The sequence below is a fragment of the Legionella nigrisilvae genome (assembly GCF_977063395.2).
On record NZ_CDRUGZ020000045.1, the window covers coordinates 97,857 to 110,171 of the forward strand.

Consider the following 12,315-nt stretch of genomic DNA (forward strand, 5'->3'; position numbering starts at 1 on the left):
TAAGATATATAGTAACAATAGGGTCAAGCGGTTTTTTCATAAAATTGATATTTATTTTTTTATGCCTAACGTTTCAAGAACAAATTCACAGCGCTCTGTAATCGTTTTTTTAGGCATGAGCATGATTTCAAAACCAAACTCTTTATATACATCTATGTGAATTTGCTCAAAAATAAGGGCGTCTTCATAACTGATTTTGCGAGCTGAAGTTGGTTCAATAAACCCCAAGTTCTCAAAAAAGAATACTTTGCGTTGATAAATACTAGCTTTTAGGCAGTGGTCAACTTCAGCTAATAAGATAGGTGAGGGTGTAAAATCATTTTTATGCCAATGAGCGGAATAACGCCCCAATGCATAAGCACAAAATGGCGATCGGTCATAAAATTGCAACGCACCTTGAGCATTCAATTGCCTTAATTTTTGTGTTAAAACAATCTTATCTACAAAATCAGTCTCTTCCCATGGACGCATAATTCCCTTTGCCTGTTCCTCTGCAATGACATCTGTTGCAGACTCAGGAATCACTACATACCCTAATCTTTTCAATGCCAAAATAACAGAAGTTTTTCCACTGCCTGGGGTGCCAGTAAAGATAAAACGATTTGCTTGTTCTAATTTATTCATGTAATTCAAATCTTTTTTGGAGCTCACCATTTATCTCAATGTTTTCAAGGAACATTTTGAGAGGTCGAACCCATAGTTCAAAATCGCCGTAAAGCGCTCTGTAAACCACCATATCTTCTAAGCTTTCCGAATGCCTGGCAATATCAATCACTTCATACAGATTGCCTTTATAATGACGGTATATTCCTTTTTTAATAAAACTCATAGCACCTTCTTCATATAATAACGCTGATGACCTTTTGGACAGTCATCCAGAACCCCAAACTCTTCATAACCATGTTTGAGATAAAAATCTTTTGCTTGAAAATCAAAGGTATCGAGGTGAATTAAACTGACTCCTAATTCTTTTGCTTTCTCCTCAACTTTATTGAGTAAAAGGGTACCCAAACCTTGGTTCCGATATTTTTCCTCAACAAAAAAGACACTGATGTACAGGATATTCCATGTATAAACCTCCGAACAAATACCCGCTATTACCTCATCACCGTTTTTAATCGTAACGTTTATATCAATTAATTCCGGTTGTTGTGTTGCAGAGACACACAATTTATTAAACTCAAACAACTTTTGATCGATAATTTTAAATGAATCTTTGGCATTGAACTCCAATTTATATTTTGTGTTTGGTACATATACATCGCAGCTATCAGTTGTTTTTTTAGTTACAGTATCTCTTTCTACATGCAAATGTTTGGTTACTTTTTTGGTAAACCACAAAATTAAATCATCATCCAAGGGATATGTTTCCCCAGGAATGGTTGGTTTATAATGATAAGTTACCCCTAAACCATCAGGAATATAACCTCGGTTAGCATAAAGTCGTTGAGCTTGTCCATATCCGCCATCAGGACCACCATATAATCCAACACCAATTCCTACAACATCACACTGACTGGCTGCATTTTCTTCAGCAATAGTGAGCAAAGCACTGCCTATTCCACGCTTGCGGAAAGCAGGCAATACATTTAAGTCCATAATTTCTGGGATTCCTTTATGAGAAAAAGGTTTATAGTGTGAGGTCCATTTTAGAGTAACATAGCCCGCGATTTGGTCTTGAACATAGGCCACCCAAACGACTCGCTCAGACTGTTCTTGTTCTTGATAGTACCCTTCAAACAAAACGTAAGGTTTTTGCCAATTTGCTTTTTGAAACGCATCGACCAAAACGGGGATATCGCATAATTCTAGTGGCTTAATGGCAATTGACGATTGGTTTTCTGCTAAAGCTTCAAGCTGTTTCATCATGTACACCATATTCCACTCATATCCTGCTGGTTTTAAATCCAAAAGAGGGTTAAAACCAACGGACTGATAGAATCGGTAGGTTTTAAGGTAATTCTCTTCCAATTCAGAGGGGCTTAGGGTTTCAACGGTTATAGTTTTAGCACCTTGTGTTGCAGCAAAATGGCAAGCCGTTTTGATTAATTGCTTTCCTACACCTTGACGATGATAATCACGTTTTACAGCCATCCAGTAAATATTAGCATTATCAGGATAGGGAAAATCAATTGAAACAAGGCCAAACGTATTATCCCCATCTTTTGCCGCAAAATTAGTGCGTGTGGTCACACCTATTGCGTAGTGCTCGTTCGCTTCTGGCAAACCAAAGTATTCTGGCAAATCCTTTGTAATGGTTCGACATAAGGATTGAGCTAAATCTCCCGTTATTTTTTCGATTTGAATCATAGTATTTTCCCTACTGCAGTATCTCTCGCATCACCTTCATAGCCATCTGGATCATCAAATGGCATGTCGATGTAATCATTATTTCTATAAAATCTTAGCGCATCCGGTGAAGACTCCACGTGCAAGCTTTGATAGCCTTGTGTTTTTAGCCACTTTTCACATAACGCCAAGAATTGGCCACCATATTGGTGGTTTCTTTTTTCCTCATCAATCACAATGATGCGCAAAGCTGCTCTTTTGTGAGGCCATAATTGCAGATGGGCATAACCAATGATGTCGCTTCCTTGAGATAAAACAAAATGAACATGAGCTTCATGCTCAAAAGTCCAAGTATATGGATCAGAAAGCCCTGCCTTATCAAAAAAATAGAATTGTCTAAAATGGCGTACTTTATCCCATTCACGAGGTGTTAATGCCTTAACCACTCTTAATCCATTAAATCCTGCTTTTCTATCAATAGCTGCGATAAAATCCTCTTTACCCACGCAATAGGCAGTAATGTCATAGGGATGTTGATGTGCTAACTCTTGTTTTAAACGAGCATAGGCTACTCTATCTTCTGGATTTGCTCTCATCCAGTCCCTAAATTTTAAATGGCGCTCGATTTCTGGGTTTCCAAACTCAAAAATATGAGCATGATGAGTTCTTTGGTTATCTCCCTTTTGAAAATAGCGGCGAAATGGAATTCCGTATTCTCCTTTTGCTTCATAGCCCAGGGCTTTCATGGCAGCATTGGCACTATCTACTTTGCTTAGTTCCAAAACAACTGGAATCATATCGATGATTGGTTTTGCAGCCAAACCAGGTACTGAAGTGGAACCGATATGATGAATTTCAATGCAATTACTACCTAATGCTTTTTTAATTCGCTCTGCTTCCTGTTCAAATTGCATAGGCCAATTAGCATCATAAGAAACTACTTCGATAAGCCGTTGTTGTTGGTTGACTTCCATCATCTATTCTCTCTCTTGAATATGCTGAACCATTTCATCCACAAATGCGGTGACTTCTTGATAGGTTTCTTCGGTCAAGATATCGCTTGCATGATCTAGTTCCGCTTTAGTTAATGCTCGTTGAATTAAAGCTCGCCATTTTGGGAATTGATTTTTAGCCCACACTCCAGCTTTTAACTTAGAGCCTTGTTCCTGATGGTGGAGCACGTACAAAGCCCTGCACAGTGTTAATACAGCATAATATTGGTACCCTAAAGAATTTCTGGTATGAATAACCCAATCTTGCCATTCAATGCTCTGCTTTTTGACATGCTCTATAAACTCACTGCTTGATACAGGAGCAACAATCGACTTTGCTGATGGACCATATAGAATGAGGCTATTTGTTTGCAATAAATAATAATTAATAAGCCAGTCAGTTCCCGCCTGTTTGAGGTGAAACGGTTCTCCTGGGCTAATGACAGCAATTTGACCTTGCTCTGTCTTAAAATGTTGTAACATTCTATACGATGCATAAGCTACTTCAATTCGGTCATACCAATCTGGAAAATGCTGAACCAGATTGGTATGCAAATAATCTAAAGCCGCGAATTCTTCTGATGTCATTTCTTGGTTTAATGCCACAAGAACATCAATGTCGCTGGTTGTTTCATCAAAATCACCCCAGACGAATGAACCATACACGTAAACGCCCAGCAAATGTTCCTTTAAAATTGATTGCAAGCCGGACAGTAAGTCATTAAGCAAATGATTCACTTCCGAAAATTCTGTATGTAATTTACTCATCTAATACCCCGTTATTAACTGACTCTTCAGATTCTTCTTTTCGCTCATCAGGCAAGAATCCACCTACTTGCGCGTCCCACAGGGTTTTATACAAACCACCAAGATTCAACAGTTCAGTATGTGTGCCATCTTCAACAATATGGCCTTTATCAAATACTAAAATTCGGTCCATATGCAGCAGAGTCGATAAGCGATGCGCAACGACCAGGGTTGTTTTTCCCTGCATCAACTCCCAAAGACTGTCTTGAATGTTGGATTCTGTAATGGAGTCCAGCTGGGACGTGGCTTCGTCCAACATTAAAATGGGTGCATTTTTTAAAATCGCACGAGCAATGGCAATACGCTGGCGTTGCCCGCCTGAAAGCTTCACACCACGCTCACCGACCAATGTCTCATAGCCTTCTGGCAAAAGACTGATAAACTCATGCGCATGAGCCTTCTTGGAGGCTAAAATGACTTCCTCATCCGAGGCTTTTGTCCTACCATAACGAATATTATCCATTAAGCTTCGATGAAAAAGTGTAGGGTCTTGAGGAATCATAGCAATGGCTTGTCTTAAACTCTCTTGAGTCACTTCAGATAGGTTTTGATCATCGATTAGAATTTGTCCATCCACTACCTCATAAAGTCGCAAAATCAAATTAACAAAAGTGGACTTGCCGCTGCCTGAATAGCCCACTAACCCCACTTTTTGACCTGCTTCAATGGTTACCGACTTATTCTGGAACAAGGAGTAACCACCTTGGTAATGAAATTTTACCTTTGAAAATTCAATTTGCCCTTGCGTAACAATTAATTGGGATGCATTTTTTTTATCCTGTATCTCATGGGGGATGACCAATGCATTTAAACTTTGTCTTGCCTTGCCTAAGGCTTGGTTAAATTGGTCCACTTGGTACATGGTGTACCACATCATATGCCCCAATTCCATGGAAAGCCCAAGAATCAAAGCAAAATCACCAATGCTCACCAGTCCCTTGCCATACAAGTGAATTAAGGTAATCGATGCCAAACCCATCATTACCGCAATCATTCCACCTTGGGCGCAGCATAACAAAACAATAAACAGCTCTTTTCTTTGGAAAGCCCGTTGTACCGAGCGAAAAAAAGTATTCATACGCTCTACTTCAAAGCCTTTACGTGAAAAAATACGAATATTGGATTGATTCGCCAGGCTATCTACTAATTGCCCAGAAAGCTGCGATTCAGAATTTGCATGGTCATCCGATAACTGAACCAATCGCGCCGACATCCAAATACTAAATGAGGCAAAGGCAATGAACCATAAGAATAAAATATAAAAGAACAGGACATTAACAAAATAGGCTGTAATAAAGGAAACCAGCAACAATGAAGCACCACGTAGAAAATCGACAGATACGCGATGCAAAATAATCTCAAGATTATCAGCAAGAGTCGTAATTTGTGTGGCAATTCGCCCTGATAGGTTATCCTGAAAAAATTGCGTACTACTTCCCAACACATACTCAAACATTTGGCTAATAATTTGGTTTTTAATCACCGCTTCGTATTTATAGTTCAAGTACCCGATTGTTCGCCAGGTGATATTGTCAAAGATAATAAAGTTCAATACCAATAATCCAGCGATCCAATACAAAGCGGAGAGGTCTGTATTTGTCTTTGCCACTAAGGTATTAATGAAGGACTTAATCAATAAACTATTAAACGGTCCCCAAAATCCAGCCATTAAAGCAAGCAGGATAAATAAAAAAACCATGCGACGATACGGTTTTAAAAAATGCCACATAAAAGAGCTTATGTGGTTAGGCAAACGACTAGTCATGATGAACACCCTCTGCTTGTTCCCCATTGAAATGATGTATCTTCCCTTGATGAATGTGATACCTGGTTTCAATGTGAATGGATTCTAAAAAATCATGATCGTGAGAAATAACCAGTATCGCACCTGGAAATTCACGTAATACTCCGATGATATGATCGCGTGTTTCCAGATCTACATTGTTGGTTACCTCATCTAAAACAAGTAGTTTAGGCGGATTGGCAGCAATCAAGGCTAAAGAAAGCCTTGCCTTTTCACCACCAGAAAGATCTTTGACCTTTATTTCTACCTCTTCATTTTTGCGAAATAAAAAGTCATTTAAATGGGCACGAAGTTCAGCATGAGAAGCATGGGGCATCTGACTTTTCATCAAATCCAGAACTGTTTCGTCACAATCCAGATGTTGATAATGCTGATCGAGATACCCAACTGTATTGTACTGAGGAAGAGTCCACTCACCTGTTCTCTTAATGTGACTATCCTCCAAAATCGCTTTGGCAAAGGTGGACTTCCCTGATGCGTTGTCCCCATACAATGCCACTCGTTCGCAGCCATTTAAGTGAAAATGAATGTCTTCCAGAATCACAGCTCCTGATTCATAGGCAATAGAAGTGTCTTGAATCCTGATTAAGGGCTTATGGTGGTCAAGACCGTTTAATTTAAATTTGGGCTTAATCGTTTGCGGAAGGTTTAGAGAAGAAAGCTCTTCAAGCAAGTGTTCTTTTTTATGATTAATCTGACTTAATCGTTTATTTCCTGTTGTCATTGCATTGGCGAGCTTTGTATGAGACCGAATCGTTGGCCATTTGCGTTGGGCTATCTTTTTTTCACCTGAAACACGAGAACGTTTATTACGTTCTTGTTCTCTCATTAGAGCAAGATGTGATTCTTTCTTCTCACGTGCAATCCGTGATAATTCCTGTTCAATCGATGCTTTCTTGTTTTCAAGCATCTGCTGATACTCAAAATAAGCCCCTCTAAATAGAGTGAGCCTACCCAAATCAATATGCCATAGAGTATCTGCGACGGTATTGATGAGCTCCGTATCATGAGAAGCAATGACCAACGTCCCCGGATAATGCTCGAGCATCCGCATTAAAGAACGACGATTGCGTCTGTCCAGATGATTTGTGGGTTCATCTAACAACAAAACATTCGGATCTTCAGACAATATTTTGGTTAACGCCTGGTTTAATCGTTGACCACCACTTAAATCAGGACATTCTTCAATCAATTGGGGTAAGTAACCAAAACGAACATCCTGTGGCATTTGAATTTCGCCAGCAGAGGCTGAACAAAAACCAGCAAGCATTTTAAGTAAGGTAGATTTTCCCGAGCCATTTCTGCCAATCAGTGCAATACGCTCACCAAAATGGATTTCACCACTGAAGTTTTGAAAACAGATTTTATGCGAATAGATAAGACCTAGGTCTTTAAATTGAATCGGTTTATGGTGCATGATTTACTCTTAAGCATGTCTTTTAGGACAATAAAAAATAGAAAATCAACAATGATTTCCTCTATTCGCCCTATTAGATGGGCGTACTTAAGATGTAATTTTCATGGCGTTATAAACCTACGTTTTACGGTTTTTCATATTATTTCAAATTTTAATGCAAAATAGTTGCTGATGTCAATCTTTGTTTCGCTCTTTGGCCGCAAACCGAGTATTTAGAGTCTTTAAATCTTAAGCTAGAGAAAAAAGTTCATGAGCGAACACGAGCGCTTCATCGGGTTAATGAAACTTTTGAAGAAAGCGAAAAACGATTTCGTGCGGCTTTTGATTATGCAGACATCGGTATGGCTTTAGTTTCATTGGAAGGACGCTGGCTTAAGGTGAATAAATCGCTGTGCCAAATAACAGGTTACACAGAAGAAGAACTATTACAAATCGATTTTCAGCGGATAACCTATCCTGATGATTTGCAAACCGATTTAAATTATGTGCGCCAATTATTGAACGGCACAATAAGCTCCTACCAAATGGAAAAACGTTATATTTGTAAAAATGGCGCCATCGTTTGGATTTTATTGAGTGGTTCGTTAATTAGGGATGCACATAGTGCCCCGCTGTATTTTATTGCTCAAATTCAAAATATTGATGCTCAAAAAAAGGCTGAACATGAGTTGGTTAGGATGGCCTACCATGATGCATTGACAGGATTGGCAAACCGCAAGCAATTGGAGCAATCGTTTCTATTATTTATGGCGTATGCAAAGCGCCATCAATGCAGTATCGCCGTGCTGTTTATGGACTTGGATTACTTTAAGAAGATTAACGGTACGTTTGGCCATGATGCCGGTGATTTGTTATTAATAGAGGTTGCATCACGTCTAACAGCATCGGTGCGCTCTTCAGATATTGTGGGACGACAAGGTGGGGACGAATTCTTAATTATTCTTTCAGATATTGTTCATGAGGAAGAGGTACATACCGTGATTAATCATTTGTTTCATGCTATCCAACAGCCTATTCTTATAAAAGAACAGACCATTTCGATTTCGTTGAGTATCGGTGTGAGCCTTTATCCTCAAGATGGTTCTGATTTGGATACGTTGATTCAACATGCGGATGCCGCTTTATATCAAGTGAAATCCACAGGAAGAAATAATTTTAAGTTTTATACGCCTTTCCATTGAGTTGGGCTGTGATGGGTGAAATACTCTTATTTCACCTGAGTATTAGTGACAAGGAAACAAGGGATAGGTCATGGCAGCATTTACTAGTGTTACTCAAAACGAACTGCAGCAAATTATTTCACAACTAGAGCAAGCAATTTATAATCATCAACAATGGCACAATTCATTGATTAGAACCTTGATTTGCCGACTGCCTGGAGATAACAACGATTTGCAGCCTGACGCTCATACGCGTTGCCGATTTGGGCAATGGTATTACAGTGGCATCCCAAAAGAAATTCAAGAACATCCTGGAATCATTAATATAGGCGTGTCACACCAACGCATGCATCAATTAACCGCGCAGTTATTACAAAAGGCAAGTATGCCAGAAGGGATAGCCCCTATTGACTACAATCATTTTGCCAATGCCTTGGAGCAGATGCGACTTGAGCTCTCCGCTCTTAAAATGAGTTGGAATATCTGATTCACAGCCGAGATGCGTTGACTGGGGCACTGTCTCGCGTGACGATGCTGTCGACTTTGCGAGAGCAACAAGAAATTATTAAGCGCCAAGGGCAAAGTTGTTGCTTGGTTATGGTGGATTTAGATTACTTTAAAGAGATTAATGATCGGCACGGCCATCAGATGGGAGATCGTGTTTTGGCAACAGCTGTTCGTCTGTTTATTGAGAATCTAAGGGCCTATGATAAAGTTTTTCGTTATGGTGGTGAAGAATTTTTACTGTGTTTGCCATTTACCGATTTGGATATGGGGTTCGCAATGAGTGAACGTCTTCGGAAAGTGCTTGAGGCCATTACCATCGATGATGGCAAGGAGCACTTGATTCAAGTAACTGCCTCTTTTGGTCTGGCGCTGCTTGAGCCTAATAAACCGATAGAGGAGTCTATTGAACATGCAGACAAGGCATTGTATTTGGCTAAGTCCGAAGGACGAAACCGGGTGCGCGTTTGGAAATAGGTAATCCACTGGTTTTATTGAATTACTTAATGGAGAGCGTTAGGTTTAAAAGTTCCTTCCGGGTCACTTAAATCAACTCCATTTGGCATGGTTGCGCGTGGATTTTCAAGATGCAGGGCTTCTTTAATGACCATCGGATACCGTGGGGACATTAATGTATCAATTTATCTTTGGGGTTTTCAATTTAGCTTAATGTGCTTTCCAGATAATGGATAATTATTATCGCTTTTTCTTCACTGAATGGTTTTCTAAAACTACACAAGTGAGGGCTTCCCATTTCATTTTTTATCGGTGGATGTTCGCAGATTAGTGCAATCACTGGAGCTGTAGTAAATGGGTGGTGTTTTTTTATCAATGCAGTCCAATCATAGTCACCTTGTGAATAGTACAAGTAGCTATCAATTAAAAGCATATCATAGCTTTTAGATGTAATTTGCATCAGAGTGTCTTCAATTGAGGGAACGATATCCACGTGTTGTCCAAGCTGCATTAATTGATTTCGGATAATAATGCGAGCAGGAAAAGATGCTTCTGCAACAAGAAAACGAAAAGAATAATTCATTAGTCCTCTGTTCTTTGTTCAAATCCTATTAAAAAGTATAGTGTGTCCAAGGGGATGTTGCGATAATACAAGAAAAACAAGCCGCGTAGCGTCTTTACAAAGCGATTCAATACTTTTTTAGTGGGTCTTCACGCTCAATCTGCTGATTGGTCGATGCAAGACTTGCTAATAAACCTTCAATAAGAAAAGGGAGACATGCCGGCGGATAGTGCAATGAACCCGCCTTCTCCATAACCTGGTTTGCTCTCTTCTGCTGTTATGATGGTATCAATAGGAGCAAATAGTGTTTGATTAATTGCCTCTTCTGTAAAATGAATTTCATGAAGCAATTCAAGAATCTCGGATACTGAATAAAAGTGAGCATATTGAGAAAATGGGTTGTCTTGTTTTGTGGCTTCGTACTGCTGTCCAAGCATCGAATGTTTATCAATCATGCCTATGATAATCTTCCCATTAGGTTTTAAGACTCGTTTTGCTTCGAGAAGTGCTACTAACGGCAAGTCAACATAACATAACGCCGTATTGAATAAGACAAAATCAAATTGCTGTTCCTGGAAAGGCAATGATTCAGCAACCCCTTCGAATACATCAATACCTCTTAATTTAGCGAAATGACTTAATTGAACAGAAGGATCGATGCCTGTTTTTATACCCAATGCGGCAGCAAATCGTCCAGAACCAACGCCCACCTCAAGTCCTTCTCCTGATTGAGGGGTGACTTTCTTTAAGGCTTCAAGTTCCGATTGAAAAACACCTGGATGACTATCAAACCAACCATCATAATCTTCAGCCAATTGGTTAAACATTTTAACTGATTCAATTCCCATATTGACCCAATATTTTATGTTCACTCACGGTGTTGTTGCCCATCAAAAAACGTAAATCGTATGATTTACCTTATGAGCATAGCATTGACAAATAAATACGCAACACCAATATAAAATTTTTTTATTTGGACAGGAGGCAATCGATTGGTTGCTATGAAAAACACAGAACTCTATTTATAAAAAATCATGAAAATTCCGGAGGATATGAATGACCATGCATCACCAGAATCCTGATTAAAGAAAATGTTCTGCAGAATTGTATCGAACGACAACACCAAGTACACTTGGTTTTTAGTCACTTATACAATCAATTGATGAATAAATCGGATTCCTTTTATAACCTGGAAACTCTTGGTGGTATCCTATTATTTATTGCTGCAGTGCTTGCGATAATCGTTGCCAATTCCCCTTATCGTATTGGTTATGAGCATTTTTTGCATATTAATGGCAGTGTTTCTGTTGGGAATCTTTCCATAAAAAAACCGCTAATTCTATGGATCAATGATGGATTAATGGCTGTATATTTCTTATTGATTGGCCTTGAAATTAAACGGGAAATCAATCGGGGAATTTTGAGTAATAAAACCAATCTACTGGCTCCAGCCCTTACGGCATTAAGTGGCTTGCTCTTTCCCGCTTTAATCTTTGCTTTCTTTAATGCTCATAATCCAGTCTATCTAAAAGGATGGGCAATCCCTACCGCTACCGATATTGCATTTACTCTAGGAATCGTCTCTCTTTTAGGCTCACGTGTACCTTTTTCACTCAAAATTTTACTCACTGCCATCGCCATTTTTGATGATATGGCAGCCATTGTTATTATTGCGCTGTTTTATACTGCAAAGTTATCGCTTTTTTCTTTTTCACTGGCATTATTGTTTACCCTGATTTTGATTGGCTTAAATTATTTTAAATGTCGCCGCATTTCAGTATTCATGCTTTTTGGGGTAGCTCTGTGGATCGCCGTATTAAAATCTGGCGTTCATGCAACCCTTGCCGGGATTGTGATTGCCATGACCATCCCTGATGTAGGCAAGGAATCGATGCTGACGCGCCTAGAAGACGGTTTGCATCATTGGGTTGTCTTTTTCATTCTTCCCTTGTTTGCCTTTGCTAATGCAGGGATCACTTTTATAGGGCTTGATTTCTCAATATTTACCCACCCAGTGGTTTTAGGCGTTGGGCTAGGATTGTTTCTTGGAAAACAATTGGGTATTTTCTTATCTTTGGGCTATTTTGTTAAGTTCAAAAAACTTCTTAAGACAGATAAGGTGAATCTTGCTCAAGTTTATGGCATTGCACTTATTTGCGGCGTTGGCTTTACCATGAGTTTGTTTATTGGTTCTTTGGCTTACCAAAACAATGATTCAAGCTTAATGCCCATGGTTAAAATGGGCGTAGTGCTTGGTTCGTTTATATCAGGACTCACTGGATTTTTAATGTTAAAAATGGCCTCAATCAAACGATAACAAAGTA

14 protein-coding genes are annotated in these 12,315 nt (G+C 39.2%); 4 read left to right on the top strand and 10 right to left on the bottom strand.

Annotated elements, in window-relative coordinates:
* Positions 1 to 51: 51 nt before the first annotated feature.
* From ACWTE2_RS34275 to ACWTE2_RS34305, 7 genes are read right to left on the bottom strand one after another with little or no spacing between them, the layout of a single operon-like run.
* Entirely contained in the window at positions 52 to 624 is a 573-nt protein-coding gene (locus ACWTE2_RS34275; protein ID WP_014845081.1) for an AAA family ATPase, read from the bottom strand.
* Entirely contained in the window at positions 617 to 829 is a 213-nt protein-coding gene (locus ACWTE2_RS34280; protein ID WP_014845082.1) for a DUF1653 domain-containing protein, read from the bottom strand. Before ACWTE2_RS34280 ends, ACWTE2_RS34275 begins: the two co-directional genes overlap by 8 nt.
* Complete coding sequence (locus tag ACWTE2_RS34285) at positions 826 to 2,310, bottom strand: GNAT family N-acetyltransferase (RefSeq protein ID WP_014845083.1); 1,485 nt, start codon at positions 2,308 to 2,310, stop codon at positions 826 to 828. Before ACWTE2_RS34285 ends, ACWTE2_RS34280 begins: the two co-directional genes overlap by 4 nt.
* On the bottom strand, positions 2,307 to 3,263 hold the full coding sequence (locus ACWTE2_RS34290; protein ID WP_029489092.1) for a bifunctional GrpB family protein/GNAT family N-acetyltransferase: 957 nt from the start codon (positions 3,261 to 3,263) through the stop codon (positions 2,307 to 2,309). Before ACWTE2_RS34290 ends, ACWTE2_RS34285 begins: the two co-directional genes overlap by 4 nt.
* Before the next feature lie 3 nt (positions 3,264 to 3,266).
* On the bottom strand, positions 3,267 to 4,049 hold the full coding sequence (locus ACWTE2_RS34295; RefSeq protein WP_014845085.1) for a nucleotidyltransferase domain-containing protein: 783 nt from the start codon (positions 4,047 to 4,049) through the stop codon (positions 3,267 to 3,269).
* Entirely contained in the window at positions 4,042 to 5,853 is a 1,812-nt protein-coding gene (locus ACWTE2_RS34300; RefSeq protein WP_014845086.1) for an ABC transporter ATP-binding protein, read from the bottom strand. Before ACWTE2_RS34300 ends, ACWTE2_RS34295 begins: the two co-directional genes overlap by 8 nt.
* Positions 5,846 to 7,309, bottom strand: a complete 1,464-nt coding sequence (locus tag ACWTE2_RS34305; RefSeq protein WP_014845087.1) for an ABC-F family ATP-binding cassette domain-containing protein — start codon at positions 7,307 to 7,309, stop codon at positions 5,846 to 5,848. Before ACWTE2_RS34305 ends, ACWTE2_RS34300 begins: the two co-directional genes overlap by 8 nt.
* A gap of 341 nt (positions 7,310 to 7,650) precedes the next feature.
* On the opposite strand from ACWTE2_RS34305, the gene ACWTE2_RS34310 reads away from it, so the two are divergent.
* The 3 genes from ACWTE2_RS34310 to ACWTE2_RS34320 all read left to right on the top strand — a co-directional run bounded on the left by ACWTE2_RS34310 (position 7,651) and on the right by ACWTE2_RS34320 (position 9,450).
* Positions 7,651 to 8,490: a GGDEF domain-containing protein gene (locus ACWTE2_RS34310; RefSeq protein WP_014845088.1), complete on the top strand. Its 840-nt coding sequence runs from the start codon at positions 7,651 to 7,653 to the stop codon at positions 8,488 to 8,490.
* A gap of 70 nt (positions 8,491 to 8,560) precedes the next feature.
* On the top strand, positions 8,561 to 8,956 hold the full coding sequence (locus tag ACWTE2_RS34315; RefSeq protein ID WP_014845089.1) for a CZB domain-containing protein: 396 nt from the start codon (positions 8,561 to 8,563) through the stop codon (positions 8,954 to 8,956).
* A 17-nt stretch (positions 8,957 to 8,973) separates the two neighbouring features.
* Entirely contained in the window at positions 8,974 to 9,450 is a 477-nt protein-coding gene (locus ACWTE2_RS34320; protein ID WP_129556956.1) for a GGDEF domain-containing protein, read from the top strand.
* A gap of 26 nt (positions 9,451 to 9,476) precedes the next feature.
* On the opposite strand, the gene ACWTE2_RS34325 is transcribed toward ACWTE2_RS34320, so the two are convergent.
* The 3 genes from ACWTE2_RS34325 to ACWTE2_RS34335 all read right to left on the bottom strand — a co-directional run bounded on the left by ACWTE2_RS34325 (position 9,477) and on the right by ACWTE2_RS34335 (position 10,839).
* Positions 9,477 to 9,602 carry a hypothetical protein gene (locus tag ACWTE2_RS34325; protein WP_019350452.1) on the bottom strand — a complete coding sequence of 42 codons (126 nt, stop codon included), beginning with the start codon at positions 9,600 to 9,602 and terminating at the stop codon, positions 9,477 to 9,479.
* Between the two features lie 32 nt (positions 9,603 to 9,634).
* Entirely contained in the window at positions 9,635 to 10,012 is a 378-nt protein-coding gene (locus ACWTE2_RS34330) for a response regulator (protein WP_014845091.1), read from the bottom strand.
* 176 nt (positions 10,013 to 10,188) lie between these two features.
* The gene (locus ACWTE2_RS34335; protein WP_014845092.1) at positions 10,189 to 10,839 is read right to left on the bottom strand and encodes a class I SAM-dependent methyltransferase; all 651 of its coding nucleotides are present in this window, start codon (positions 10,837 to 10,839) and stop codon (positions 10,189 to 10,191) included.
* Positions 10,840 to 11,153: 314 nt separating this feature from the next.
* Between ACWTE2_RS34335 and nhaA the strand changes: the two genes are divergently transcribed.
* Complete coding sequence (nhaA, locus tag ACWTE2_RS34340) at positions 11,154 to 12,308, top strand: Na+/H+ antiporter NhaA (protein ID WP_014845093.1); 1,155 nt, start codon at positions 11,154 to 11,156, stop codon at positions 12,306 to 12,308.
* Positions 12,309 to 12,315 lie beyond the last annotated feature (7 nt).

Excerpts from the sequence above, each read along its gene's own strand:
- ACWTE2_RS34290 (WP_029489092.1), bottom strand. The coding sequence starts at position 3,263 with ATGGAAGTCAACCAACAACAACGGCTTATCGAAGTAGTTTCTTATGAT.
- ACWTE2_RS34310 (WP_014845088.1), top strand. The coding sequence starts at position 7,651 with ATGGCTTTAGTTTCATTGGAAGGACGCTGGCTTAAGGTGAATAAATCG.
- ACWTE2_RS34325 (WP_019350452.1), bottom strand. The coding sequence starts at position 9,602 with ATGTCCCCACGGTATCCGATGGTCATTAAAGAAGCCCTGCATCTTGAA.
- ACWTE2_RS34315 (WP_014845089.1), top strand. The coding sequence starts at position 8,561 with ATGGCAGCATTTACTAGTGTTACTCAAAACGAACTGCAGCAAATTATT.
- ACWTE2_RS34295 (WP_014845085.1), bottom strand. The coding sequence starts at position 4,049 with ATGAGTAAATTACATACAGAATTTTCGGAAGTGAATCATTTGCTTAAT.
- ACWTE2_RS34275 (WP_014845081.1), bottom strand. The coding sequence starts at position 624 with ATGAATAAATTAGAACAAGCAAATCGTTTTATCTTTACTGGCACCCCA.
- ACWTE2_RS34285 (WP_014845083.1), bottom strand. The coding sequence starts at position 2,310 with ATGATTCAAATCGAAAAAATAACGGGAGATTTAGCTCAATCCTTATGT.
- ACWTE2_RS34330 (WP_014845091.1), bottom strand. The coding sequence starts at position 10,012 with ATGAATTATTCTTTTCGTTTTCTTGTTGCAGAAGCATCTTTTCCTGCT.
- ACWTE2_RS34305 (WP_014845087.1), bottom strand. The coding sequence starts at position 7,309 with ATGCACCATAAACCGATTCAATTTAAAGACCTAGGTCTTATCTATTCG.
- ACWTE2_RS34335 (WP_014845092.1), bottom strand. The coding sequence starts at position 10,839 with ATGGGAATTGAATCAGTTAAAATGTTTAACCAATTGGCTGAAGATTAT.
- nhaA (WP_014845093.1), top strand. The coding sequence starts at position 11,154 with ATGAATAAATCGGATTCCTTTTATAACCTGGAAACTCTTGGTGGTATC.
- ACWTE2_RS34280 (WP_014845082.1), bottom strand. The coding sequence starts at position 829 with ATGAGTTTTATTAAAAAAGGAATATACCGTCATTATAAAGGCAATCTG.
- ACWTE2_RS34300 (WP_014845086.1), bottom strand. The coding sequence starts at position 5,853 with ATGACTAGTCGTTTGCCTAACCACATAAGCTCTTTTATGTGGCATTTT.